Raw genomic sequence first — 25462 nt, 5'->3', positions numbered from 1 at the left:
GCTTTGATGCTTCGTTATGTTAGATGAACGTCAGATCTAACGGCTGGTAGAAAGGATAGCGTCAGCAATAGCTCGCTCCCTTGTATTGACTAAACTTAGATACTAACGTGTACATGTTAGCTAAGTTTATGAATTTACGATGAAGGGTTATTGCTGTGAATAAAGATTTAGATCTAAATCTTCTACGTATCTTGGTGTTGTTGGATAAACACCAACAACTCAAGCCAGTGGCTAAGATTCTGGGCAAGAGCGAGGCTTCTATTAGTAAGTACCTTGCTCGCTTAAGAGAGCAGCTTGGTGACGAGTTGTTTATTCGACATGCACATCATTTTGAAAGTACGGATTTTCTGAAGAAACAGCTTCCCGTTATTCAGGCCGGATTAGACAGTCTTGAATCTTGTATGGGGACGAGTACTTTTGATCCGCTAACTTATGACAAACCTATCACTATCTCGATGCCCCAAGTTGCACAGTATTTTTTGGGTGAACTGATACTGAATGACCTGTTTGAACTGTTTCCCAACGCGCCCATTAGTATCGTGAGCCCGAGTGATCGCCCAATCGAAAGCATCTTAGATGGCAATGTCGATGTGTACATGCACAATTTTAATGAAGAGTGCCCTAAGAGTATCTATCAACTGCCTGTTGGTTCATTGCCAGTCGGAATAGTACTTCCCGATGATATGGAAGCAGACTCGTTAGAAACGGCATTGTCATTGCCCTTTATTTTCTTGGAGCTAAAAGGCTGGAAAGGCTCCAAGCAAGTGGTGCGAATGATTTTGGAGAAGAAAGGATTTGAAATTGAATCTAAGGTCACCGTTGGGGATGTTGGTCTATTACTCGGACTACTAAAGCGTCGAAGGTGTGCCACCATCATGATGAATTTTGGTCGTTCGATTGAAGGCTTTAAATCGATTGAAATACCGGAGTCTTACTATGCGACAGGTCGCCCCAAGATTGCAGCTTATATCAAGCAAACCCACCGCAACAATGCGCTACATCGATTACTTATTGATGTGATGGAGAAGTACTTAAACTAGGCTCACCGACTAGCTAGTTAAGTAATTAAAGTGCATCGTTCAGTTGAACTAGCTCGACGATTGAATTGGCTCTGTACTTGCTTAGGATACGTGTTTTATAGGTGCTGATAGTCTTGGCACTTAAAGACAGTTTTTCTGAAATAAGCTTGTTTGAGTGCCCTTGAATCAGATACTGATACACGATCGCTTCTTTATTAGAGAGCTTTGTGTTCTTGCCATTGTTCTTTTGGTCTGATTTGAACAACGAATAACCCTTCATAATGCTGGATAGGGCGAAGCGAATGGATTCATGGCTTTCGCTTTTACTCAGGAACCCGTTGGCACCTAATGACTGAGCCGCTTCTGACAAGCTTGAGCTATCTGACGAAGAAACAAACAGTAACTTTCCTTCATAACCGTGCGCTTTGATTATTTTAGCGAGGTTCATACCATCGTTGTTTGCCAAGGTCACATCAAGAACAATCAAGTCAATGCTCTGGCTTTTCACTAGCTTTAGAACTCTATCGGTATCTGTGGTTTTATGCAGATCGTCAACCTCTAAAGAGTCCATCACCAACTCAGCAAGGGCTTCTCGATAAAGCGGCTGTTCATCTATGATTAGAACGTTCTGATTTTTCATAAGTCACCTAAAATATTGCTGTGTGACATCCTGTCTCTTTGAGTTCTAAGATTGTGATAAGCAATAATTCTATGTAAAAACAAAGTAGTTAGGGTGAAAATGACATTTTAATATTTTGAAAATCAGGTGGTTTAAGAGAGTTCTAGCTTATTGCTCTCCCAAAACTAGCGTCACTAATAGGTGGCTCTACCACGGGCTTTATACAAGATTTGATTGTAATTGATGCTGTTTAGCTCTTCTTTTGTATGTAAGTTAACCAATACGTCATTGCACTTGTTTATTTTGATACGAATATCGTGCTTGCCTTCATAGGGCGTGCTGAGCAGCGCTGAAAGCTTGATTATTGCTAAACAGGTCTTTTTGGAGTGTGGCAAAAGGTCGTGAATGTCTAAATAATAATCAAGGTGCTTGTCTTTCGTTAAACGATCTGACGATTTCATTAACACCATCTCTTTGCGGATATTACTCAAGTGCTGCTGTGAGGTCTGTAGACGTTCCTTAAAACCATTAAGCATATGAATTTGGCTACGAATAATACTTGGGTGTTGGTCTTGATTAATGCTGTCTTCCAACCTTTTCACGAACGTCGGCGTTTCGCTCAAGAAAGAGCACTGTTCCAATAAGAAGCACAGGTGGTAGAAGTCATAAAAATGAAAATCGGAAGTATAATTCAACGCTTGTTTTATACTGAGTGTTGCCGTCTTTAGGTCGCCTTTGATCAATGCAATGTGGGCAGAAATCAGTTTGTCCTGAAGAATAAGCTCTGGCGTTTTGCTGATATCGTTAAGAATTGAGTTGTACGAAGCAAGCTGCCTTTCAAAGAGGTTTATTGAACCACCAAGCGATTGCTTATAAAGAAACGTACGCATGTAGTTAATCTTGGTATAAAACCCGCCACGAAAGGTATTAATGTTCTTTTCGTAATACCTTTTCATATAGGTAAAAGCGTCTTGATACGCTTCTGCAGCGATAGATAAATTCGCGATCACCAATTCACGGTGCGCCCCCGCATCGAGTAACATCGCTGACTGTTTCAAGTGGTCGATCGCGTTGGGTAGGTCGTCTTCAATCGAATAGATGTTCGACATTTCGTCGTGAAAGTAGGGGTTGTTTTTCTTTGATTTAACTAGGCTGAGTATCTCTTTTGCTTCATCCACTTGGTCTGTTTCAATCAGTGTGCTTGCAAGGCCTGTTTTGATCCAATCTAAGTCATCTTCTTCGAGAAGGCTCTCATACTCTTCTTGAGCTTTATTAAATTGCTTACTTTTCAATAAGGCAGAGGCTTTGTATTTTCGGATAAGCTTTGAGTATTCAGGGTGAAACGGTTGAAGCTCATCGCACTCGCGTACAACGCCAGAAAAATCGAATTCAGTTAACTTTTCAAAGATTGGAGCAAGGATCAATTTTCGATTGAGGGCTGAAAATATCCGTTTGATAAAGAATTGCTTATTAAACGGTTTAAGTAGGTAATCGTCAGGGTCAGAGTCCACGATTGAGCGCACGACGTTGTAATCATTTTCGCCTGTGAGGAACATAAAAACCGTGGTCGACTTTAAGATTCGAGCGTGCTTGAGCTCTTCCAAAAGCTGATAGCCAGTCAATTGGGTTTGGAAATTATAGTCACAGATAATAATATCAAACGCGTTCTGACGGCATTGATGAATCACGTCGAAAGGTTTGTATGCATAAGATATGGACTCAAAGCCGATTTGGCGCAAGATTGTGGTTACACTGCTTGTAACCAGACGAGAGTCGTCTGCAACCAATACCGTATATTTTTTAATATCTTTATTCATTATTTTAACTGTTGACCAAATTTAGCTAATTGTAACAAAACGGAAATAGCTAAAATCGATACTGAGTTAAAATAAGAAAAGTCCTACATCGATTCGATTAATTTCCTACGTCATTAATCTCTAGCCATTCTTCAACTAAATTAATGCTATGTGAAATTAATTTAATAGTGTTGAGGTTGGTTTCTTCAACACTATTATTTCCTAATTTCAATGCTGTCTCTTCCGCTTTAATTTGTCGCTCTAGAGAAAAGTGTCCGATTGATGAAAGGCCACCTTTCATACGGTGTATGACTTGCAAGGTGATGGTGCGCTCAGGCCTTGCGCTCATGAGTTGTTCTAGGTCTTCGTTCATTACGCTGATGTAAACTTCCGCAAGGTAAGATCTTTGATCGTCAGGGTAGTTACTTAGCCAGTTAACCTCATGACCGATGTTAAGTTTGTTTTCCATGAAAAGGGTTGTTGGTGGGTGATTTATTCATAGTAACGACAGGGTGGTATGAATAAAAATATCACTCACCTATTGGAGTTGGTTAATTCATATACCTAGCAAACGTAGAGAGCTAATTAATTAACATAAAGATGATGAGTTTTATTTATTCGCTCTCGGTATGGAATAGTTCGCTATTTCGACAATGAGGCGTAATAGGCCGCAATATCTTTTGTATCTTGTTCAGACAGTCGGCTTAATTGAGCTTTCATCATGTCAGCGTAGGCACCTTCACGTTGGTCGTTCTTATACATTTTCATAGCATTGAACAAATAGAGCGGATCTTGCCCTTTAAGATCTGGGTAGTTTTGATTCGTGTTGTCGCCAGTGACTGAATGGCAAAAAACGCAGCTCGGGGATTTCAGTTTACCAAGTTCTGGGTCACCAAAGTCATCTGCGTGAAGTGTGAAAGAGAGAGTAGCAATGAGAAAAGCTAGGGACTTGTTGTACACGTATATACTCCTGTGAAAACAAAAGTATAAAGCTTCCCCTTAGGGGAAGCTCAAGTATTAATAGCGATAGATGAGAATTTTGTTGAGAGTTACAGCGCTTTTTCCAATTCCGTTAGGAATCGAGAAATGTCTTCAGAACTAATGTCACGGTGAGTAACAAAGCGCACAGGGTTGCCTGGCGACATAGTAATACCTTTTTCACCTAACTCTCGTGCGATGCGGTTGATATCAACAGACTCGTCTAACTTAGCGAACACGATGTTCGTTTGAATGAAATCAGGGTTAACCGAGAAGCCCTCTAGCTTGCTTAGGCCAATCGCTAGGTTTTTCGCGTTTTCGTGGTCAGTTTTAAGTTGAGTAACGTTCTCAGTTAGTGCCATTTTACCTGCAGCAGCAAGGATGCCTGCTTGACGCATACCGCCACCGACCATTTTGCGTAGTCGACGTGCTTTAGCGATGTACTCTTTACTACCAAGTAGCAGAGAGCCAATCGGAGCACCCAAACCTTTCGATAAACAAATCGTCATCGAATCGAAGTATTGTGCGATCTCTTTAATGTGAACGTCTAACGCAACTGCTGCATTGTATACGCGTGCGCCGTCTAAGTGCATTTGCAAACCGTGTTGGTTTACGAACTCACGAGCTTCCGCTAGGTAAGACATTGGCAGTACTTTGCCGTTAATCGTGTTTTCTAGGCTTAAAAGCTTAGTGCGGGCGAAGTGGCTGTCGTCTGGCTTAATTGCAGCGGCAAGCTTTTTGAAATCAAGAGTACCGTCTGGGTTGTTCTCGATTGGTTGAGGTTGAATCGAACCCAGTACCGCAGCGCCGCCAGCTTCGTATTTGTAGTTGTGCGCTTGTTGGCCGCAAAGGTATTCGTCTCCACGCTCACAATGCGCCATTAAGCCGAGAAGGTTGGCTTGCGTGCCTGAAGAGGTGAACATAGCGGCTTCAAAGCCCGTTTCGTTGGCTGCCCACTGTTCAAGTTCGTTTACTGTTGGGTCGTCACCATATACATCATCACCGACTTCTGCGTTTGCCATTACGTCGCGCATAGCTTGTGAGGGTTTAGTTACGGTATCAGAACGAAAGTCCATGTTTCTCTCCTAGAGTATTATAGGTAGCCACAGAGTTGGGCTTTACTTAAACAAGCGATAGTTTTTGTATCGGTGATTTGATCGTGTCGTATTTTGTCGTGCAGTTCTTCTAAGCTCAGTTCGATCACTTCTATGACTTCATCTTCGTCACATTCAAAGCGGGTAGTGAGGCTGAGGTCTTTTGCAACGAATAGATGCTGTATCTCATCGCAGAAGCCAGCTAAAGGCGTAACTTGCCCTAAGCTTTGAAAAGAAGTTGCACTGTAACCTGTTTCTTCTTCCAGTTCGCGCTGTGCGCATTCAAGAGGTGTCTCATCAATTTCCATCGTGCCCGCAGGTAACTCTAGAAGCCACTTTTTGAGAGAAGGGCGAAATTGGTTAATGAGGATAATCTTTCCAGACGAAGTGATAGGAAGAATAACGGCCGCGCCAGGGTGGTTGATTGTTGTATGTTTTACCACGACGTTCGTAGGGAGCGTCACGTTCTCTTCTATAAGAGAAATACTTTTCCATTGATGGATAACTTTACTCATGCAGTCTGGCCACATTCCTTGCCAATTTGTCGATAACTGAAGACGTGCACCACCATAACGTCTATGGTGTCGAAAATAAAAGAAAAATTGGGTTTAGTTATCGATTTCGTTTCACGCCGTTCGTGATGATACTCTCATATTTGGAATCTATGATTACATGAAAATTACGACCCTAACCATCTGATATAAATGCAACTCAATAATAAAATACACTTGTAACAAAGTGCTAACAAATGTATAAAAACATATCTACACTCTCAACAGTTAAAAGATTTCCGGAGTAACGCATGAACCCTTCTATTTCCTCACATGCTGACAAAGCGCTACTCTCTGAAAGAATCAATAAATTAGCGCATGCTCTATCCGATGGTGTCTATGAAAGAGAAGACACGATTAAGCTTTGTCTACTGGCGGCTCTCGCCGGCGAAAGTGTATTCCTATTAGGCCCTCCGGGCATAGCAAAAAGTCTTATCGCTAAGCGCCTAATCCAAGCTTTTGACAACAGCAGCTATTTCGAATATCTGATGACACGTTTCTCTACGCCAGAGGAAGTGTTCGGCCCGCTAAGTATCCAAGAATTAAAAGACAACGGTCGTTATGTAAGGCTGACCGAAGGCTACCTACCAACAGCACAAGTTGTGTTCCTTGATGAGATCTGGAAAGCAGGCCCTGCAATCCTAAACACGCTGCTTACTGTAGTGAACGAAAAAACATTCAAGAACGGTAGCGATATCGAACGTGTACCAATGCGTTTGTTGGTATCTGCATCTAATGAACTTCCAGACGAAGACAGCGGCTTAGAAGCCCTTTATGACCGTATGTTGGTTCGCGTGTTTGTAAACCGTATTCAAAACAAACAAAACTTCAAATCGATGCTGACGACGGGTACTTCTCAAGAGGCAGTGATTCCTAAAGGTTTGGCAATTACGGACATTGAATATCACCAATGGCAGAAAGAGCTCGACAAGCTAGAACTGACCGATAACTCGTTTAACAAGTTGTATGAACTGAAAACCATGCTTGAGGAAACAGTTAAGAAGCAAGGTTCAGCATCGGAGTCTGATTTGTACGTATCAGATAGACGTTGGAAGAAAGCCGTTAAGCTATTAAAGGCGAGTGCTTTCTTTAGTGGTCGAGACAGCGTGAACCCGCTAGATATCATGCTTCTGCAAGATTGTTTATGGCACAGTCCAGAATCACGTGATGTGGTTCGTAGCGTGGTTAAAGACTTTGCATTGAACCGTGCGTTCGATCAGCAAGAGTCAAAAGCGCAAATCGAAATGTCTCGTGAAGAGCTTGAAGAAATTCAGGACGACGTTGAATCGACGCTGTCTGTGTCTTTGTCAATGGAGTCTACCAGTGGCTTGCTACGTAAAGACGTTTACCAGAACGATATCAAAAACGCGAAGATGTACAGCGTGGGTAGCGCGTACAATTTAGTGAAACTGGTTCTTCTGCAAAGCAACATGTCAGTGTCTGAATCTGAGAAAGGCGATAGTCGCTGGGTGTACGTAGCCAAAGACGATTTTGACCGTGTGCTTAAAGAAGGCCATGGCGACATTTACGGTTACGTTAACGAAAACAAAAACCTCTGTCGCTTAAAGCTGGATCTTGATGCTTCGAACCAGTTGGTTATCAAAGATATCGCAAATCGCTCGGTATTAGTCAGTGTCGTGACAACCGACGGTTTGGATCAAGAGCTTTACAACAAGTGGCTAACTGGCGCAGAGAGAGCGTTAGAGCAACTCACAGAGGCCGAGTTCAAGTTGAAACGAGTTCGTACTGAATTCCATGATGCGTTGCCACATAACTACATTGACCCAGAGCTCCCTAAAGCGATGGAATCAAGCTTACAAGCAGTTACACAAGACTTGGAAACCACAAAGGTGAAGAGCAGCAAGATCGCACAACGCATTAAGTTTATGAGTCAGTACTTCGAGTAAGGGGAGACAAGTATGTTAGGAGCAGACGGCTTAAACCTTGCTTTAATGGTTGCTGACTCAGGCATTATAGATACAGCGATGAATGATCTCATCGCTCGTTCTCAGGTCATGATGGCGGCTGAGAACAAGGGCGTGAAAACGTCAGTAAAAAACCACTTGGTTAAATGGCGCGGTAAAGTGAAAAAGCGCGTCACCAAGGTGTGTGAGACCGATCGATTCCAAGAAGAGATCGCACTTTACCAAGAAGTCATTCATTGGGATGAACCCCAGTTTTTTGATGAGATTGACAGTGTCATCAAAAAATTGGAGTGGCACTCAGCGTTTTACCTTCAAGCCAGACGCCTGATGGAACACAACAAGGGCGTTTACAATGCGATGTTCCCGCACTATTTCTGCGACCAGTGGTATCAATCACTGTCTGACGCGATCAAGCAAGCGCAAGTTACCGAACTTGAAACCAGTAAAGAAAAAGTCTTAGCCGATCTATACCAGCGCATGGAAACCATGAAAAACATGGATAAAGTGACCGAATCTGGTGATGAAGGTAGCGTAGGGCGCTTGTGGGATATGGCATCGGCTAAGTTAAGTAAAACTGACTTAACCGTAATGAAACGCCATGCTGAATTCTTAAATAAGCATAAAGGCCTACAAGAGATCGCCGAAAAACTTGGCCGTATGGCTGGTGAGGAAGATGATCCTTCGCTACATAAAGCCCCTGTAGAAGAACTGCAGATGGTGGAAGAGAAAAGCGATGAAGCCGTTGATGACATCGTCGGGATTCACGAGAGTGATGACCTCAATAAGATGCTTCCAAACGAAACCATGTTCCTAGCTTATCCAGAACTTGAGGTTATCTTCTATAAGCATTTGGCCGACAAGCGCTTGCTCAGCTACCGTTCGCAAGGTAAATCTCGTATGTTACGCAAAGTGAAGGCGCAAAAGCCGGATAGCAAGAACGTTGATATCGAAAAAGGCCCGTTCATCGTTTGTGTGGACGCTTCTGGCTCGATGAGCGGGTTCCCAGAGCAATCTGCCAAAGCAATGGCTTATGCTTTGATGCAAATCGCTCTCGCGGAAGAACGAGACTGCTACGTGATTCTTTTTTCTTCTGAGCAGATCACCTATGAGCTAACACGACAAGATGGCCTGCGTGAGGCGAGTGATTTCTTAAGTTACTCATTCCACGGCGGTACGGATCTAGAACCTGTGCTGATGAAGTCGATTGATTTGATGACAGGTGATAAGTACAAAAATGCAGATTTGATTGTGCTTTCTGATTTTATTGCGCCTAAGCAGTCAGACGAGATGATCGCTCAAGTCGAAAAGCTGAAAGAACACAAAAACCGTTTCCATGCGGTGAGCTTATCTAAGTACGGTAACCCTCAACTCATGACCATGTTTGACCATTGTTGGGCATATCACCCAAGCTTGGTTGGTCGTTTTATGAAAAAGTGGTAACGTCCAAAACCTAAATTGAATTCATTTTGCTGTGTGTTTTTTGATAGAAGAGATCGAACATGCAGCAATTTGATTTAAATGTCAGCAAACGGAATTTAAATTCACTTTTTTGTTTGACTATCTCCTCTCAATCCGTAAAGTAGGCACCCGAACACAGCGGAGCGGCTTACTTAAGTCCCTAAAGTGTTGAATTAAAAAGGCGCCTTGGCAGAGTGGCTATGCAGCGGATTGCAAATCCGTGGACCTCGGTTCGACTCCGGGAGGCGCCTCCATTCTCTCTTTCATTTTAGAAAGAATATGAATGAAAATGCGATACTAGCTCAGTTGGTAGAGCGCAACCTTGCCAAGGTTGAGGTCATCGGTTCGAACCCGATGTATCGCTCCAAATTTTGTAATGTTGATTCATTTCGACATTAAGATGGTGTTTTACTTTTCAGTAATCGGCATCGCAATAAAGAATTGCGTGCCCTGGTGGTGGAATTGGTAGACACAAGGGATTTAAAATCCCTCGACGTTCGCGTTGTGCCGGTTCAAGTCCGGCCCGGGGCACCATCTATTTGATTGTTACCTTTTGTTGGTGATTTTCAAAAGAGTTGTTCTCTTAAAACACTATTGAAGGCGCCTTGGCAGAGTGGCTATGCAGCGGATTGCAAATCCGTGGACCTCGGTTCGACTCCGGGAGGCGCCTCCATCATTCAGAAAAACCAGTCCTAGTGGCTGGTTTTTTCGTTTCTGGCTTCCCTGTCTTTGAGTCACTCTTTCTTTTTTAAACAACTTGCTTCACCACTTCATTATCTTTTCTATCCTGAGTTATCTTCGCTTAAACCTACAATTCATGTGTCGTTGATAAACCCGTAAATAAATAGAAGTCACAATTAAACATAATGCTCAATTTGTTTCATTGTTTTTTGGGATAACCCTAATTAAAACATGACTATGAGTGATAGTGTGCCTCTTTAGATTTCCTTAATTGTTCTATAAGAGGTTCTTAATATGCAATTTAGTCTAAAGAGAAAGATGGTTTTCTCTGTAGTTTTGGCGATTGCAGTGACATCTGCCATTCTTCTTTTCATGGGTTATAAAACCTTTCAAAACAACAGCTGGCAAGCAATAGAAAGTGAGAGTCGTAACACACTGCATGCACACGCGAAAGGGATCAGTGATTGGTTTCACGATAAGAAACAAGCCGTGCATGGCTTACAGCAACAGGTGCAGCTAAACCCTTCCTTAGATATCGTACCTCATTTGCGTCAAACTCTTGTATCTGGTGGCTTTGGGTTAAGTTATTACGGTAATAAAGAGGGGGAGATGTTCCGTCATGACCCTTCGCTTAATAAAGCGGGCTATGATCCAAGAGTCCGAGGTTGGTACAAAGAGACTTTAGCTCAGAATAAAGCCGTCACTACAAAGCCGTATGTTAGCGTCACAATGCAAGCGTTAGTGGTAACACTTACTGATCCTGTCACGGAGAATGGCTCGATCATCGGTGTTGTTGCGTCTAATTTAGCGTTGGATAAACTGATCGAAGACGTATTGGCGATTCAGGTTCCGGGTAATGGACGCGCGATTCTAATTGATAGAGAAGGCACGGTCGTTGCGCACCAAAATAAAGAGTTCATTCTCAAACAAGTGACTGAGATTGCCCCTGAACTCAGTGTTTCTGGTTTGAACAGTGCCGCACAAAATCTAACGACGATCTTTACTCAAGTTGATGGTAGTGAACGAGTGCTAATGGCCGAACCTATTAAAGGCACGGACTGGCTACTTGTGATTGAAATGGACAAAGAGGTTTTAGAACAGCCGTTGTTCGACATGTTGATCAGCCAAATTACTACTGGTTTGATTGTCTTGATCGTGATGGCAGCTGCAACGTCTTGGTTTGTTGCTCGACAGCTGGTGGAGTTAGGACGAGTGAGCGAAGCGCTGGCGGATATTGCTGAAGGCGAAGGTGATTTAACGCAGCGCCTTCAAGTCTCAAGCAAAGACGAAGTTGGGCAACTCGCTGATAAGTTTAATGTGTTCGTAGATCGACTTCATGGAATGATGACGAACGTGACACAAGTTTCAACTGCAATGAACAATGGTGCAGAGCACGCTAATAGCAGCGCGTTGAAGCGAAGTGATAGCGTTAGCAGGCAGCAAGACGAAATAACCATGGTAGCAACCGCTGTGACAGAAATGGCGACAGCGACCTCTGAAATTGCCGCTAACGCTGATAACACAGCCAAAAGCGCGACTCACTCGGTTGAATTGAGCGAGCAAGGCTTCCAGCAGATGGCAAAAAGCCAATCATCAATTAATGAACTAGCAACCGAGCTTACAAGTGCTGTGTCTATCATTAGTGAGTTGGAAGAACACGGTCAGCAAATTGCCTCTATCTTAGCGACAATACGTGAAATAGCTGAGCAAACTAACTTGTTAGCGCTTAATGCAGCGATCGAAGCCGCTAGGGCTGGCGAACAAGGTCGTGGCTTTGCTGTAGTCGCTGATGAGGTTCGAGTGCTGTCTCAACGAACTCATGCTTCAACAGAAGAGATCGAAGACAAAATCAAGCGATTGCAACAAGCGACCAATGGTGCGGTGAAAGTAATGACACAAAGCCATGATATGGCGAAGACAAGCGTGCACGATGTGGACATGGCGGGAGAGAGCTTGGCGCAAATCCGTGAAGCGATTCAGATGATCAGCGACATGGCGACTCAGATCGCTTCTGCTGCTGAAGAGCAATCACTGGTTACTGCGGAAATTAATGCTAATACTGAGTCTGTACGTGAAGTGAGTGATGTTATGGCACTCGACGCAACAGACGCTGTTTCACAAGCGGATCAGCTCAGTCACTTAGCCAGCGATTTGAAGCAAGAGTTGTCACGATTCAAGCTTTAATAGATAAACAGACACCAACATAAGTTAGAGACTAAAAAGAGCACAGGCCGTAATAAGTCTGTGCTCTTTCTTTATTAAATTATACGTTCAATGTTTATCAAAGAAATCCTTATTGCGGATATATTTGCTCATCAAGTGATAAGAGAAAGGTCGTATCAACCAACTAAAAATAGAACGTCCAAGGCGGATGAACGTTGGGGTGTTCTCATAGATTCTGCCGTTGTAGAGCCAAAGTACCTTTCCTACATGCCAATACAGTAAAGGTACGGGCGGCATGAAGGTCACGATGTCGATATCACAGCAGATTCGGTAGGTCTTCTTACTCAAGCGATAGTGCTTTCGAAAACTCCAATCTCCAATCGCAGGTTGCCCAAAGGTCACGATTCGCTTAATGCAGCTTGGATACTTTTGATCAAAGTAGTCAGCAAACACACAACCAATAGCACCACCGGATGAGTGACCAGTAATAGAGATTCTTTTTCCTTGTTCTAAAAGCGGGATGAGCGTCGCTTCCAACCGTTCAATTACCGTTAAGCCAAGCTTATCTTCATTCCTGCTTGGCTGGCTTTCCTGAAACATCAGATGATAGAAGCCAGCATGCACTCGGTAATTAAGTCCAATCCTCTTACAGCTTCTTGTCCATAGGGCAAAGTTAAGCAGCCAGTCTGATACGCTGTGTGACCCTTTAATAACGACAACCACTTCGTCTTTGTCGCTGCTCCACAACACGCGAATCATGGTTTTACCAAACTGGTTCTTTATGGTGCGTTGTCCATTAGGGTCGAAACCATAGCGAGTTTGTTTGAAAACTCTAGGGTAGGCGAGGTTACAGAGAACAGCGTAGCGTTCATATTGGTATCGTTTTAATGGCTTCACGGGTACCCATCGTTTTGACAGTATTTGAAGTACTATAGTCTTGGATTGTGAAACAGAGATGAAGGGTGGAATAAACGATGGAATGACATTCAGTTTGTATTAAAAACGTTCTAAATAAACTATATAATATTAACTTGTAATATTGGTTAATATATTTTAATAACAAGGTGAGTGTTGTCTAATAAGTAAGATTTTTATACAATACAGTTTGTAACTAAGATGAATACAATGTCTTACTTAACCTTACATTATTAAAAAATTAATATGATAGCATCTTTGAAATTTCGAAGTTATAAAGATAATGTAAAAGGCTCTATTCATGCTATCAAAAAGTCAATCGTATAAGTTAACGTTTTACTGGGTACTAAAAAGCTTATTTAGATTACTTCCTATACTACCTTCAAAAATCAAGATGTCTAAAAACCTTAGGCTTGCTGAGCTATATGTACAAAAAAAGACTATAAAAAGCAACTAGTCTTATAGAAGAGTTAGTCTACAAATTCAAAAAACATGAATTTTGTTTCATGTTATTGAATTTATATTTAATGAATGGTGACTCAGAGAAATCAAAAGAGCTTGAAGTTTCATTAGATTCCACGAGTGAAAGAACTAATCTTGTAAAAAGTTTGGATATCCTAAATTCAAGTGTGAACGACTCTGATAAAGTGGCCTTTATCAAATCGTACATTGCGACCAAAGGAGCATCTTCAGTTCTAATCGATGTTAAAAGTGGAGGAGAACATTTAACTAAGTTGTCTAAAGAGGAAGGGGACCTTATTAACAACACAAAGCTCTATCTAAAGCAGCGAAGAGATTGGAGTCGCAGGAATAGTCCACCGACTTACATCAAATCACTCTATAGCAAAAATGAGCAGAACAAAATTGATGAGTTGTTTAGTGATGTGCTGCCTATTGTAAGAGCGACCAAAGTATCTTTATCTGATCATGACAGCTCAGTTATATCAGTAAAAAATGGGTTTAGAGCAACCACAGGTCAACCAGAAACATCAGATCGCCGAGTGCTTTTTTTCGGAGCATCAACAACTTTTTCGTATGGTATGAGCGACAAAAATACGATTGTCAGTCAGGTTCAGAAAAACATTAATAAAGTAACCGATAATGTTAGAGTTGAAAATCATGGTGTACTAGGGATGAATTTGCTTCTAGCAATGAATAATTTGGTACAAACTGAGATCAAGCAGGGTGATATAATTGTTTTTTTCAACTTTGATGAATTCAAAAATGTTGAAGACCCGGATGTATTTTCGATTGATCTTAATGATGTTGACCGAGGTGGCGATTTTTTCATTGATCTAAATGCGCGTCATTGTCATTACTCTCCTAAGGGAAATAAGGCAATGGGAGAGATCATAACAAATAAGTTAATACCTGTTTTGAAAAGTAAAAGTGAGCCTGTACTGCCTCAATTCGACTTAGATAATAGAATGTTGTGTGTCCTAGAAAAGTTCAAGTACTTTTTATTTAGGCATACTGCACAGGCGCTTGAATCTTGTGAAATGCAGTCCTACTTAGAATTATTAGATCAACATGCTATAGATAATGAAGGTGCAATCGGCAGTGTAGCTGTCAACTGTAACCCAATCACTAAAGGTCATTTGCACTTAATTGAGCATGCTGCAAGAAGTGTCGATAAGTTGTTCATTTTTGTTATTGAAGAAGACAAATCGTTCTTTAAGTTCGAAGACCGCCTCCACTTAGTCGCAGAGAGTACTAAGCATTTAGATAATGTCATTGTGCTTAGAGGAGGTAAATTTATCTGTACTGAGTTAACTTACCCAGATTACTTCGATAAAGACACCACAGAAGCCAAAGCAGACGCTTCAATGGAAGCATGGTTCTTCTGTGAGTACATAGCCAAAACGCTTAACATTACTAAGATTTTCTTGGGTGATGAGCCTAAGTGTATGATCACCAAACAGTACAATGAAAAAATGCAAGAGTTACTTCCTGAGTACGGTATTGAGGTTGATATTATTGACCGAATTGCAATGAATGGTGATGTGATTAGTGCATCTAAAGTAAGGGAGTTTTTAGCTAGTAGAGATTTCAGCAGTATAGAAGCAATTGTTCCCAAGCCTACATACCAATTCTTGAAAGAAAATTATTAAGTTTGGATTAGCTTTCAAACTATTTTTCTGACTAAAGCCAGTCTGTTGACTGGCTTTAGTATTCGAATTCGCTAGCCATAGTTAAGTCCAATAGATAATCCGAGGTCGAATTAGGTAGTGTATATAGGGTCTTGTGTGTGCAGTTTGTGCGATCTGTAGTAATTTCAATCGTTAAAGTTCGATAATTAATCACTTGAATTAAAAGATAAAATTTATTGTTGACGAATTTTTTCCTTCCGTTAAAGTACACCTCGTTCTCACGGCTTAGGTCGCTGAGAGATGGTGTTTTTATTTTTCAGTAATCAGCATCGCAAGATTGCGTTGCCCTGGTGGTGGAATTGGTAGACACAAGGGATTTAAAATCCCTCGGCGTTCGCGCTGTGCCGGTTCAAGTCCGGCCCGGGGCACCATCTATCTAGCTTCTACTTTTTAAGTAGAGTGATGAACAAAGAGTTGTTCTCTTAAATCACTATTAAAGGCGCCTTGGCAGAGTGGCTATGCAGCGGATTGCAAATCCGTGGACCTCGGTTCGACTCCGGGAGGCGCCTCCATTCTCTCTTTCATTTTAGAAAGCTGATGAATGAAAATGCGATACTAGCTCAGTTGGTAGAGCGCAACCTTGCCAAGGTTGAGGTCATCGGTTCGAACCCGATGTATCGCTCCAAATTTTGTAATGTTGATTAATTTCGACATTAAGATGGTGTTTTACTTTTCAGTAATCGGCATCGCAATAAAGAATTGCGTGCCCTGGTGGTGGAATTGGTAGACACAAGGGATTTAAAATCCCTCGACGTTCGCGTTGTGCCGGTTCAAGTCCGGCCCGGGGCACCATCTATTTGATTGTTATCTTGTTTGGTAATGTTCAAAAGAGTTGTTCTCTTAAAACACTATGAAGGCGCCTTGGCAGAGTGGCTATGCAGCGGATTGCAAATCCGTGGACCTCGGTTCGACTCCGGGAGGCGCCTCCACTATTCAAAGTTGAAAGGCCAGCAGAAATGCTGGCCTTTTTGCTATCTGAAATGCCATTTCTTCCCGCTTCCTAATTTCTAACGCCGTCCATTCGTTGAATCCCACTTCTGGCTAGATGACTCAATCTGATTGCTCTGCTTCACGGAGTTCTACGTTATTAAGGCGCTTTATTGCACAGGTTGTATAAGTTACACCAAACGTATTTCTGAGAAAGTTGTTTGAAGAAAACTGCTAGTAGCTCAGCAAGAGAACCCAAGTTAATCGAGTGTGCGATTTATAAATGGAATCGATGGGTAGGGGAGCGGGACGACTGTGTTTTTGGTTATCCAGTTCTTCACATTTCTACACAGTTGCTCATGAACCTGTAACGCTTTCATGAGTTATTACACTTCTTATGACTACAAATGAAAATGATTGTCATTTACTTGCGTTGTTGCTAGTCTATTGTGAAATATTACAACAAGCATACTTGTGTGTGAAATTGCCTATAAAACGCCTCTAAACTTTATCAAACCTATGGTTATTCGTTTGCTATGGCGTAAAATTAGCCACTTCTACCTCTTTTGTTCTACCCCTTTTGGGTAGTTCGATTTCGTAATTGATTTACATCATATTTTCATTTTCTTTCATAATTCATTATTCGCTCAGTTAAGAAATATATAACCTTCAGGAATTCTTATGAGCAAGATGAAGCTAGTCGTAATCGGTAACGGGATGGTCGGTCATCGCTATATCGAAGATTTAGTCGAGAAGACAGATGTTGCTAACATGGACATCACGGTGTTCTGTGAAGAGCCTCGCGTAGCCTATGATCGTGTACACCTTTCTTCTTATTTTTCACACCATACTGCGGACGAACTTTCTTTAGTTAAAGAAGGCTTCTACGAGAAACACGGCATCAACATGCTGATCGGCGAACGTGCTATTAACGTTAACCGTGAAAAGAAAACAGTTTACTCAAGCACTGGTCGTGAAATTCAATACGACAAACTCATCCTTGCTACAGGTTCATTCCCATTCGTTCCGCCAATCAAAGGCAACGAAGGTAAAGACTGTTTTGTTTACCGCACAATTGAAGATCTAAAAGCTATCGAAGCGACGGCTAAGAACTCTAAGTCTGGTGTTGTTGTTGGTGGTGGCCTACTTGGCCTTGAAGCGGCAGGCGCACTTAAAGCACTTGGCGTAACCACACACGTTGTTGAGTTTGCTCCTAAGTTAATGGCTGAGCAGCTTGACCAAGCGGGTGGTAACCAACTTCGTCAAAAAATCGAACGTATGGGCGTTAACGTACATACAAGCAAGAACACGCTTGAGATTGCTCCTGAAGGCACTGAAGCTCGTAACGTAATGCGCTTTGCAGACGGTACAGAGCTAGAAACTGATTTCATCGTATTCTCTGCTGGTATTCGCCCTCAAGACAAACTTGCTCGTCAAATGGGTCTAGGTATTGCGCCTCGTGGCGGTATCGAGATTAACGATCACTGTCAAACGACAGACAAAGATATCTACGCAATCGGTGAGTGTGCGTCTTGGAACCAAACGTTCTACGGCCTAGTGGCTCCTGGTTACAAAATGGCGACGGTAGCGGTTGACCACGTTGTTGGCAACGAAAGCACATTTGAAGGTGCTGACATGTCTGCGAAGCTTAAGCTTCTAGGCGTGAAAGTAGGCTCTATCGGTGATGCGAACGGTCGTACTCCTGGCTGTAAGAGCTACGTTTACCAAAACGAAGAGCAAGAAGTTTACAAGCGCCTAATCGTTTCTGAAGACAACAAGAAGCTTCTTGGTGCGGTAATGGTTGGTGATACTTCTGACTACGGCGATCTTCTACAGCTTATGCTGAACGAAATCGACTTACCAGAACATCCAGATGCTCTAATTCTTCCTGCTCATGCGGGTGCTGAAAAGCCAACACTTGGCGCAGACTCGCTTCCTGAATCTGCAGTTATCTGTTCTTGTTTCGATGTGACTAAAGGCAAGATCGCTCAAGCGGTTGCTGAAGGTCATCACACAATCGGTGATATCAAAGCAGTAACAGGTGCAGGCACTGGTTGTGGTGGTTGTATTCCACTAGTGACTTCAGTACTAAACGCTGAACTTGCTAAAGCTGGTGTTGAAGTGAAGAACGACGTATGTGAGCACTTTGCTTACTCTCGCCAAGAGCTTTTCCACCTAATTCGCATCGAAGAAATCAAAACGTTCGACGAGCTATTAGAGAAATACGGTAAAGGTTACGGCTGTGAAGTATGTAAGCCTCTAGCGGGTTCTATCCTTGCTTCTTGCTGGGGTGAGCACATCCTTAAGCCTGAACTAGTGAAACTGCACGATACCAACGATAACTTCCTAGGTAACATGCAAAAAGACGGTACTTACTCTGTTATCCCTCGTATGGCGGGTGGTGAAGTAACACCTCAAGCACTAAGCGTTCTTGCTGATGTTGCTGCAGAATACAACCTGTACACCAAAATCACGGGTGCACAACGTATCGGTCTATTCGGCGCTCAGAAAGATGACTTACCAGCTATCTGGAAGAAGTTAATCGCTGCAGGTTACGAAACAGGTCAAGCTTACGCAAAAGCACTTCGCATGGCGAAGACATGTGTTGGTTCTACTTGGTGTCGTTACGGCGTTCAAGATTCAGTTGGCCTAGGCGTGATGATCGAGAACCGTTACAAAGGCATCCGTACTCCTCATAAGATGAAGTTTGGTGTGTCTGGTTGTACTCGTGAGTGTGCTGAAGCTCAAGGTAAAGACTTAGGTATCATCGCAACTGACGCGGGTTGGAACATGTATGTGTGTGGTAACGGTGGTATGAAACCTCGTCACGCAGACTTACTGGCAAGCGACCTAGACCAAGAAACGCTGATCAAATACATCGACCGTTTCATGATGTTCTACATCCGCACTGCTGCTCCACTGCAACGTACTTCGGTATGGATGGATAACCTAGAAGGTGGTGTTGATTACCTACGTGAAGTGATTGTAGACAACAAGCTTGGTATCAATGACCAACTTGAAACTGACATTGCTGGCCTAGTAGATAACTTTGCTTGTGAATGGACAGATACAATCAACGATGAAGCTCAACTTAAGCGCTTTGCACACTTCATCAATGCTGATGACCGTGATGAGAACGTTGTGTTTGTTGATGATGGCCGTGAACAACACCGTCCAGCGACATTCACTGAGAAACACCCTGAAGCGAAGGGCGATATCCTTCACGTTGAACTGGTTTAATTGGGAGACGACATCATGGCATTTACCAAAGTTTGTAAGATCGAAGACATTATCCCAGGTACAGGTGTTTGTGCATTGGTTGGTGGTGAGCAAGTAGCAGTCTTCCGCCCAACTAAGGCTGAAGAAGTATTCGCGATTAGCAACACAGACCCTTACTTCCAGTCTAACGTGTTATCACGTGGTCTGATTGTAGAGCACAAAGAAGAGCTTTGGGTGGCAAGCCCACTTAAGAAGCAACGCTTTAACCTCACAACAGGTGCGTGCATGGAAGACGAGAACTTCAACGTGAAAGCGTACAAAGCTCGTGTTACCAAAGGTGCTGTAGAAATCTCTGCTTAATCTTTGGATGAGTAAGATTTGATAGTTCAAGGGTTCTAGTTCTCGATATTGCCTTAACTCGGCAACTAGAGCCTTTTCCTATCCAATTTTAACTTTTAATTTTACTTTTTTAAGGACAACATTATGTCTCCTGATTACAAACCAGCTGAATTCGTTCAAACGATGATCGATGTGGGTGAAGCGAAAACTAAAACAAGTACTCGCGATCTTCTGATTCGAAGCACAATGGCTGGTATCATCCTTTCTCTAGCGGTTGTTGTTGCTATTACAGCAATGGTACAAACAGGCATTGGCCTTGTTGGCGCACTAGTGTTCCCAGTTGGTTTCGTTATTCTAAGTGTTATGGGTTACGACCTAGTAACTGGCGTTTTCGGCCTTGCTCCTTTAGCTAAATTCGACAACCGCCCAGGCATCACTTGGGGCCGTATCCTACGTTGTTGGGGTATTGTTGGTCTTGGTAACCTTATCGGTTCTTTGATTGTTGCTTTCCTAGTTGCCGTGTCATTAACAGGTAACTTCTCTCTAGAGCCAAACGCTGTTGCTCAAAAATTCATTGCTGTTTCTACAGGCCGTAGCTTAGGTTTTGAAAACATGGGTATGGACGGATGGATTACGTGTTTCGTGCGCGGTATCTTCTGTAACCTAATGGTATGTCTAGGTGTGATTGGTAACATGACAGCGCGTACTGTGTCTGGCCGTGTAGCAATGATGTGGTTCCCAATCTTCATCTTCTTCGCACTAGTATTTGAGCACACAGTAGTAAACATGTTCCTATTCCCACTGGGTATGATTCTTGGCGCTGACTTCGGTATCGCGACATGGCTGAACTTCAACCTTATCCCAACAATCCTAGGTAACATCGTTGGTGGTCTACTAATGACATGTGTTCCTCTATACCTAACTCACGCTAAAACAGCTCCTTCTCTAGGCGCTAAGTAATTCTGAATACGGTCAAACGTAATTTAGTATGAGATTGAAAGCCCCAACGAAATGTTTGGGGCTTTTTTAGTTCAAATGCCTTAAGCATCATCAAGGTGTTGATTGGTATTGAGTAAAATACCTGCAATAGATCGTTTTGTTATAATTACTTCTATCTTCGTTAGTATTTAAACTGAATATTTATATCAACACCTGATAGTCTAAGGGTTAAGGATTTGGATAAGTCATCATGAATACAGTGACTTAGCACATAGATTGAAGCTTGAGATAAAACAAGCAAACCTTCGGAGCACAGCATGTCAGAAGTATCGTCATCGAATGTTAAAGAAGTAAACAAAGGATTTGTTTCATTGGTAGGTGCAGGTCCGGGCGACCCAGACTTACTAACGCTAAAAGCAGCACGAGTGATTCAACAAGCAGACGTGTTGGTTTATGATCGCTTGGTATCAAAAAATATCTTAGCGATGGCTAACCCAGAAGCAGAAATGCTGTATGTGGGCAAAAAGCTTGATCTTCACTGCGTACCGCAAGATCGAATCAACCAGTTATTGGTCACTAAAGCACAAGAAAATAAACATGTCGTACGTCTGAAAGGTGGAGACTCGTTTATCTTCGGCCGTGGTGGGGAAGAGTGTGAAACTCTGGCTGAGAATGACGTGAGATTTGAAGTCATTCCTGGTATCACTGCAGCCGCTGGTGCTACGGCTTACGCGGGTATTCCGTTGACTCACCGTGACCACGCGCAAAGCGTCCAGTTTATTACCGGTCACTTAAAGAAAGATGGCGAAGATATCGATTGGCAATCTCTTGCTCAGCACAATCACACGATCGTGTTCTACATGGGTTTAAAAGAGAGCCCGAATATTCAAAAGAATTTGCTTGATAACGGTATGCGAGCAGATATGCCTGTAGCAATAATTGAAAACGGAACTCGCCAAGAGCAAAAGGTTTACCGCGGTGGGCTGAGTGATTTAGCTAACCTTGCAAGCGTCGCTAAAAGCCCGGCTTTGATCGTTGTTGGCAGCGTGGCTCAGCTTCATGAAAAACTCGATTGGTTTAACAAGTAACCAAGTCACGTTTAATCGATTTGTATAAAGTTAAATGCTGCAGCGGCTACTTTGTCGCTGCATTTCTTGTTGGCGCATGGGCATTTCGTCGATGATATTGGTGATTTTCTGCCAGTCTGTCTTACCATTCCATCTGTGCTTCTCTTTTCCGTCTTTACCAATCAATACCGCAGTGTGTGACCCTTTAGGGATCTCATAAACGCTGGTTACTGCCTCTAAATTAAACTCTTCTTCTAACCAAGTGGGTACGGTGTAACCACTCTCTGCAATCACCATGATAACCACATCACGTTCGTCCAATTGACAGTTGTTGATCAACACTTCGTTTAGAAACTCTTTGACCACTGAGTCCTCTTTTGGCGCGAAATAGATGACGCTTCGGTGTGGGAGTGGACTGGAATGAGAATAAGCTGGGTAGGCAAGCACTGAGTTGATGGTTAAGCTCATGATTAACACCGTACTGATAGTTAGAACCTTTAAAATATTAGACCAAACGTTCGAACGATTGACTGCTTGTGCCGCTTTGATTACATCCATGCTTACGCACGATTTGTGTGTTTGTCGGTGTAGCATAGCCAACCTCCTTTTAATACGCTAGGCCTGAGTACGATTCAGTTGAGACCGTGAATGAAGCCAATGAAACAAGGCGCCATCTAGCATCAGAACAAATCGACTTACTTTAAGCATAGTTAGGTTTACGCCAAAGGTGCTTAGGTCACCACTAAATATAATCAGATTTACGTTAACGATAGCCGACAGGTTCATTTTTATTGAGTAAAGCGACTCGCATTTTACAATTGAATAGAATAGGGTATACGGAAAATCTAAAGGTATGAAATTATGGAAAACATAGCAATTTTGGTCGACGTTCAGAACGTTTACTACACGACACGCGATAAATACCGTTCTAACTTCGACTATAACCAGTTTTGGTATGTTGCCACGGAAGGGCGTAACGTGGTTGCCGCAAATGCTTACGCAATCTCTAGCCAAGATCCTAAACAACGTCAATTTCACCATATCCTTCGCGGTGTGGGCTTTAACGTAAAACTGAAACCATTTATCCAACGCCGAGACGGCAGTGCAAAAGGTGATTGGGATGTGGGCATCGCTTTAGATGCTATAGAACTTGCGGAAACGGTTGATACGATCGTTCTGGTGTCTGGAGACGGTGATTTTGAAATCCTCGTAGAACGAATTAAGGAACGTTTTGGTAAGCCTGTCGAGGTGTACGGTGTTCCTGGATTAACTGCTCAAAATCTTATCGATTCTGCCTCAAAATTTGTACCGATTGAAAAAGATTTCCTTCTTTAGGGTTAATCTCTCATTTTATAATTGAAATCAATAATAACGATAATTAAAATGCAAACTATTATTATTTATCGGTTTGTATGATGTCGCGCGTTTTAGTTGTTGATGATGATATTCAGTTGTGTGAATTATTGGGTGAAGTGTTAGAAAATGAGGGGTATCACGTTGATACTGTTCATTGCGGTGAGTCCGCACTTGAGTTTATTCAATCGAACCCTGTCGATTTGGTTTTACTCGATGTAATGCTTCCAAACCTAAGCGGTATTCAAGTGGCAAGACGCATTTGTCAGCGTTTTGCTACTCCCATTCTTATGTTGACCGCGCTTAATGATGACGCTTCAATGCTCGATGGCTACCAAGCGGGCGCCGACCAGTACATCGCCAAACCTTTCAATGTTCCTGAGCTCCTGACTCGTATTAAGGTGATATTACGCCGAGTGGGCTTTGAGCGTCAGAGACAATCTTTAGCATCTTCCAATCACGGATTGTGCGAACAGCTTTCTCGTTTACCTCTTACGGGTACTGAAAAAGATCTGCTTGATTATCTAATCAAAAATGACGGTATTGTTGTATCCAAGTCAGATCTACAAATACATGTTTTGAAGAAAGAGCTTTGCCCCTTCGACCGTAATTTAGACATGCACATTAGTAATATCCGTCGAAAATTAGTGCAAGCCGGCTTGTCCAAACAACACATCAAAACCGTTCGTGGCAAAGGTTACAGCTACCTAGAGTCTGTCGGCGCATGAGTGCCAAGCTGATACGCTGCCCGGATTTTATCGCTAAGCGAAAAGATGGTTTAACCTTTCAACTGTTTAGTTATCTGACAGTGATTCTAGTGAGCATTTTGATACTGCAAGGTGTGGCGGAAAGAGCCTTGATGAAGGCCTTATTGAAAGTGCCTGAATCCGTCAAAGCTGAAATGCTCGATCTTGCTTATCAAGCTAACGTGCTGATCGAAGAAGGGGATATGGATGAGCTTGCCGATTGGGGTAATGCTCAACGCTATTATCTTTTTGTTATTGATAAAGATAACCGCCCAATCACGCATCGACACATGCATCCGCACTTCGAATTTAAACTCAAGTACCTGCGTACCTTAGATCATCAACTCAGTGACCGAGTGAGTAAGCCTATTTTTGGTTTGCCACTGGATAACGGTAAAACACTGGTGATTCAACTACCTCATCAATTTCACCCAGCTAAATCCTTTGCGCCGTATTCCTACATGTTGAAAGCCGTGATTGCTCTGATCGTCCTGTCATTGTTCTCAATTATTATGGCGAAAAGCTTACAACAACCACTCGACCGTCTAAGAGAAGCCAGTCGAAGGCTCGCACAAGGGGACTTTTCGGTGAGTGTGGTATCTGAACTCGATTCAACCACGCGAGAATTTAATGAACTCGCTCATGACTTTGACCATATGACGTTTGAAATCAAATCATTGGCCGAAAAGCAGCGTCGTTTGATTCGTGATGTCTCTCATGAGCTCAGAACTCCCTTAGCAAGACAAAACCTCGCTTTACACTTATTGCGCAGTAAGGTCGATGATAAGAGTATTGGGTTGCTTGAACGGATGGAAAGTGAAACAGAAGAGATGAATAAGCTGGTGGGGGAGATCCTCGAATTCAGCCGACTAGAAACGTCTCGTTATGATTCCAAATTAACTTTAATGCACCTTGAGCACTATTGTTCGATGCTGATTGCTCAGATGCAAAACGATTTAAAGCCTAACCAAACCCTAGTCGGTGATTTACTAACGCCAACATCGATGGTGAATGTTGACGAGAGGCTACTTCTAAGAGTGATTGGTAATCTGGTCGGTAACGCCATTAAATACGCAGGTGAACATGCTCATGTTGTCGTTACTACGTATGAACAAACGACGGACAAACGTTACAGTGTCATATCTGTAGAAGATGACGGTGACGGCATTCCTGATAACAAGATTGCAGGTATATTCGACCCGTTTACACGCATTGAGTCAGCTCGAGACAAACAGTCTGGTGGTTACGGCCTAGGACTTGCGATTGTTAAAGAAGCGATGGGTGTGATGAATGGGCACGTTACTGCTGAGAATAGAGAAGGTGGGGGACTCAGGGTTAATCTTATGTTCCCAATCGACGAGTAACTTAAAGTACTTATTCTAGAGATAGTTAATACCGAATACGAATTCAAAAAACGATACTCAATAAAAAACGCCACTGCATCTGCTGTGGCGTTTCTGTTTATACGCTTTTTTGTGAGTTAAGGTGTAGCCATTAATTACACCTTAGCTCGAAGGCAAGAG

Annotated in this window: 20 protein-coding genes and 9 tRNA genes; 21 read left to right on the top strand and 8 right to left on the bottom strand. The window is 42.6% G+C overall.

Annotated features, from left to right (window positions below):
* Nucleotides 1-155 precede the first annotated feature (155 nt).
* Nucleotides 156-1040, top strand: coding sequence for a LysR family transcriptional regulator (locus FLM53_RS20600; protein WP_176679619.1), 885 nt, complete (start codon nt 156-158; stop codon nt 1038-1040).
* Between the two features lie 25 nt (nt 1041-1065).
* Here the strand turns inward: FLM53_RS20600 and FLM53_RS20595 are convergent, their stop codons facing one another.
* The 6 genes from FLM53_RS20595 to FLM53_RS20570 all read right to left on the bottom strand — a co-directional run bounded on the left by FLM53_RS20595 (nt 1066) and on the right by FLM53_RS20570 (nt 6021).
* Nucleotides 1066-1659, bottom strand: a complete 594-nt coding sequence (locus FLM53_RS20595; RefSeq protein WP_176679620.1) for a response regulator transcription factor — start codon at nt 1657-1659, stop codon at nt 1066-1068.
* A gap of 173 nt (nt 1660-1832) precedes the next feature.
* The gene (locus tag FLM53_RS20590) at nt 1833-3455 is read right to left on the bottom strand and encodes a response regulator (RefSeq protein WP_176679621.1); all 1623 of its coding nucleotides are present in this window, start codon (nt 3453-3455) and stop codon (nt 1833-1835) included.
* Nucleotides 3456-3552: 97 nt separating this feature from the next.
* Nucleotides 3553-3903: an Hpt domain-containing protein gene (locus FLM53_RS20585; RefSeq protein ID WP_176679622.1), complete on the bottom strand. Its 351-nt coding sequence runs from the start codon at nt 3901-3903 to the stop codon at nt 3553-3555.
* Nucleotides 3904-4076: 173 nt separating this feature from the next.
* Nucleotides 4077-4394 (bottom strand): cytochrome c, encoded by a 318-nt coding sequence (locus tag FLM53_RS20580; protein WP_176679623.1) that lies wholly within the window; start codon nt 4392-4394, stop codon nt 4077-4079.
* Between the two features lie 89 nt (nt 4395-4483).
* On the bottom strand, nt 4484-5488 hold the full coding sequence (gene ltaE / locus FLM53_RS20575) for a low-specificity L-threonine aldolase (protein ID WP_176679624.1): 1005 nt from the start codon (nt 5486-5488) through the stop codon (nt 4484-4486).
* A gap of 17 nt (nt 5489-5505) precedes the next feature.
* Nucleotides 5506-6021 carry an NUDIX hydrolase gene (locus FLM53_RS20570; RefSeq protein WP_017632335.1) on the bottom strand — a complete coding sequence of 172 codons (516 nt, stop codon included), beginning with the start codon at nt 6019-6021 and terminating at the stop codon, nt 5506-5508.
* 287 nt (nt 6022-6308) lie between these two features.
* Here FLM53_RS20570 and FLM53_RS20565 point away from each other — a divergent pair, with 287 nt between their 5' ends.
* The 7 genes from FLM53_RS20565 (at nt 6309) to FLM53_RS20535 (ending at nt 12305) form a co-directional block, all read left to right on the top strand.
* A complete protein-coding gene (locus FLM53_RS20565) occupies nt 6309-7964 on the top strand; it encodes an ATPase RavA domain-containing protein (protein ID WP_017632334.1) in 1656 nt (551 codons plus the stop codon).
* A 12-nt stretch (nt 7965-7976) separates the two neighbouring features.
* Nucleotides 7977-9422, top strand: a complete 1446-nt coding sequence (gene viaA, locus FLM53_RS20560; RefSeq protein ID WP_176679625.1) for an ATPase RavA stimulator ViaA — start codon at nt 7977-7979, stop codon at nt 9420-9422.
* A gap of 198 nt (nt 9423-9620) precedes the next feature.
* Nucleotides 9621-9694, top strand: a tRNA-Cys gene (locus tag FLM53_RS20555).
* Nucleotides 9695-9731: 37 nt separating this feature from the next.
* Nucleotides 9732-9807, top strand: a tRNA-Gly gene (locus FLM53_RS20550).
* An 80-nt stretch (nt 9808-9887) separates the two neighbouring features.
* Nucleotides 9888-9974: transfer RNA gene (locus FLM53_RS20545), tRNA-Leu, on the top strand.
* A gap of 65 nt (nt 9975-10039) precedes the next feature.
* Nucleotides 10040-10113, top strand: a tRNA-Cys gene (locus tag FLM53_RS20540).
* Between the two features lie 326 nt (nt 10114-10439).
* Nucleotides 10440-12305, top strand: a complete 1866-nt coding sequence (locus FLM53_RS20535) for a methyl-accepting chemotaxis protein (protein ID WP_176680070.1) — start codon at nt 10440-10442, stop codon at nt 12303-12305.
* 87 nt (nt 12306-12392) lie between these two features.
* On the opposite strand, the gene FLM53_RS20530 is transcribed toward FLM53_RS20535, so the two are convergent.
* Nucleotides 12393-13181 carry a lipase gene (locus tag FLM53_RS20530; RefSeq protein ID WP_176679626.1) on the bottom strand — a complete coding sequence of 263 codons (789 nt, stop codon included), beginning with the start codon at nt 13179-13181 and terminating at the stop codon, nt 12393-12395.
* A 524-nt stretch (nt 13182-13705) separates the two neighbouring features.
* Here FLM53_RS20530 and FLM53_RS20525 point away from each other — a divergent pair.
* The 10 genes from FLM53_RS20525 (at nt 13706) to cobA (ending at nt 21861) form a co-directional block, all read left to right on the top strand.
* Nucleotides 13706-15310, top strand: coding sequence for a citrate lyase ligase (locus FLM53_RS20525; RefSeq protein ID WP_256867721.1), 1605 nt, complete (start codon nt 13706-13708; stop codon nt 15308-15310).
* Nucleotides 15311-15633: 323 nt separating this feature from the next.
* A tRNA-Leu gene (locus FLM53_RS20520) sits at nt 15634-15720 on the top strand.
* A gap of 67 nt (nt 15721-15787) precedes the next feature.
* Nucleotides 15788-15861 (top strand) — tRNA-Cys (locus FLM53_RS20515).
* Nucleotides 15862-15898: 37 nt separating this feature from the next.
* Nucleotides 15899-15974 (top strand) — tRNA-Gly (locus tag FLM53_RS20510).
* A gap of 80 nt (nt 15975-16054) precedes the next feature.
* Nucleotides 16055-16141: transfer RNA gene (locus tag FLM53_RS20505), tRNA-Leu, on the top strand.
* 63 nt (nt 16142-16204) lie between these two features.
* Nucleotides 16205-16278 (top strand) — tRNA-Cys (locus FLM53_RS20500).
* 679 nt (nt 16279-16957) lie between these two features.
* Nucleotides 16958-19516, top strand: a complete 2559-nt coding sequence (nirB, locus tag FLM53_RS20495) for a nitrite reductase large subunit NirB (RefSeq protein WP_086714084.1) — start codon at nt 16958-16960, stop codon at nt 19514-19516.
* Between the two features lie 15 nt (nt 19517-19531).
* Complete coding sequence (gene nirD, locus FLM53_RS20490; protein WP_017066844.1) at nt 19532-19855, top strand: nitrite reductase small subunit NirD; 324 nt, start codon at nt 19532-19534, stop codon at nt 19853-19855.
* Between the two features lie 123 nt (nt 19856-19978).
* Complete coding sequence (locus FLM53_RS20485) at nt 19979-20794, top strand: formate/nitrite transporter family protein (protein WP_017062558.1); 816 nt, start codon at nt 19979-19981, stop codon at nt 20792-20794.
* 296 nt (nt 20795-21090) lie between these two features.
* Nucleotides 21091-21861, top strand: coding sequence for a uroporphyrinogen-III C-methyltransferase (gene cobA, locus FLM53_RS20480; RefSeq protein WP_176679628.1), 771 nt, complete (start codon nt 21091-21093; stop codon nt 21859-21861).
* A gap of 30 nt (nt 21862-21891) precedes the next feature.
* On the opposite strand, the gene FLM53_RS20475 is transcribed toward cobA, so the two are convergent.
* Complete coding sequence (locus tag FLM53_RS20475; protein ID WP_256099335.1) at nt 21892-22398, bottom strand: DUF4174 domain-containing protein; 507 nt, start codon at nt 22396-22398, stop codon at nt 21892-21894.
* Nucleotides 22399-22701: 303 nt separating this feature from the next.
* Between FLM53_RS20475 and FLM53_RS20470 the strand changes: the two genes are divergently transcribed.
* From FLM53_RS20470 to FLM53_RS20460, 3 genes are all read left to right on the top strand, one after another.
* The gene (locus tag FLM53_RS20470; RefSeq protein WP_004731130.1) at nt 22702-23175 is read left to right on the top strand and encodes an NYN domain-containing protein; all 474 of its coding nucleotides are present in this window, start codon (nt 22702-22704) and stop codon (nt 23173-23175) included.
* 80 nt (nt 23176-23255) lie between these two features.
* Nucleotides 23256-23921, top strand: coding sequence for a response regulator transcription factor (locus FLM53_RS20465; RefSeq protein WP_017630134.1), 666 nt, complete (start codon nt 23256-23258; stop codon nt 23919-23921).
* Nucleotides 23918-25303, top strand: a complete 1386-nt coding sequence (locus tag FLM53_RS20460) for a sensor histidine kinase (RefSeq protein ID WP_176679630.1) — start codon at nt 23918-23920, stop codon at nt 25301-25303. Before FLM53_RS20465 ends, FLM53_RS20460 begins: the two co-directional genes overlap by 4 nt.
* Nucleotides 25304-25462 lie beyond the last annotated feature (159 nt).

This window comes from Vibrio sp. Scap24 (assembly GCF_013394185.1).
Classification (GTDB): Bacteria; Pseudomonadota; Gammaproteobacteria; order Enterobacterales; family Vibrionaceae; genus Vibrio; species Vibrio pomeroyi.
The sequence above is the reverse complement of the archived record's forward strand: the minus strand, read 5'-3'. Positions and strand labels throughout refer to the sequence as shown.

Coding starts and splice junctions, on each gene's coding strand:
- viaA (WP_176679625.1), top strand. CDS start 7,977: ATGTTAGGAGCAGACGGCTTAAACCTTGCTTTAATGGTTGCTGACTCA.
- nirD (WP_017066844.1), top strand. CDS start 19,532: ATGGCATTTACCAAAGTTTGTAAGATCGAAGACATTATCCCAGGTACA.
- cobA (WP_176679628.1), top strand. CDS start 21,091: ATGTCAGAAGTATCGTCATCGAATGTTAAAGAAGTAAACAAAGGATTT.
- FLM53_RS20585 (WP_176679622.1), bottom strand. CDS start 3,903: ATGGAAAACAAACTTAACATCGGTCATGAGGTTAACTGGCTAAGTAAC.
- FLM53_RS20590 (WP_176679621.1), bottom strand. CDS start 3,455: ATGAATAAAGATATTAAAAAATATACGGTATTGGTTGCAGACGACTCT.
- ltaE (WP_176679624.1), bottom strand. CDS start 5,488: ATGGACTTTCGTTCTGATACCGTAACTAAACCCTCACAAGCTATGCGC.
- FLM53_RS20485 (WP_017062558.1), top strand. CDS start 19,979: ATGTCTCCTGATTACAAACCAGCTGAATTCGTTCAAACGATGATCGAT.
- FLM53_RS20470 (WP_004731130.1), top strand. CDS start 22,702: ATGGAAAACATAGCAATTTTGGTCGACGTTCAGAACGTTTACTACACG.
- FLM53_RS20595 (WP_176679620.1), bottom strand. CDS start 1,659: ATGAAAAATCAGAACGTTCTAATCATAGATGAACAGCCGCTTTATCGA.
- FLM53_RS20565 (WP_017632334.1), top strand. CDS start 6,309: ATGAACCCTTCTATTTCCTCACATGCTGACAAAGCGCTACTCTCTGAA.
- nirB (WP_086714084.1), top strand. CDS start 16,958: ATGAGCAAGATGAAGCTAGTCGTAATCGGTAACGGGATGGTCGGTCAT.
- FLM53_RS20525 (WP_256867721.1), top strand. CDS start 13,706: ATGTTATTGAATTTATATTTAATGAATGGTGACTCAGAGAAATCAAAA.
- FLM53_RS20570 (WP_017632335.1), bottom strand. CDS start 6,021: ATGAGTAAAGTTATCCATCAATGGAAAAGTATTTCTCTTATAGAAGAG.
- FLM53_RS20475 (WP_256099335.1), bottom strand. CDS start 22,398: ATGGATGTAATCAAAGCGGCACAAGCAGTCAATCGTTCGAACGTTTGG.
- FLM53_RS20460 (WP_176679630.1), top strand. CDS start 23,918: ATGAGTGCCAAGCTGATACGCTGCCCGGATTTTATCGCTAAGCGAAAA.
- FLM53_RS20535 (WP_176680070.1), top strand. CDS start 10,440: ATGGTTTTCTCTGTAGTTTTGGCGATTGCAGTGACATCTGCCATTCTT.
- FLM53_RS20465 (WP_017630134.1), top strand. CDS start 23,256: ATGTCGCGCGTTTTAGTTGTTGATGATGATATTCAGTTGTGTGAATTA.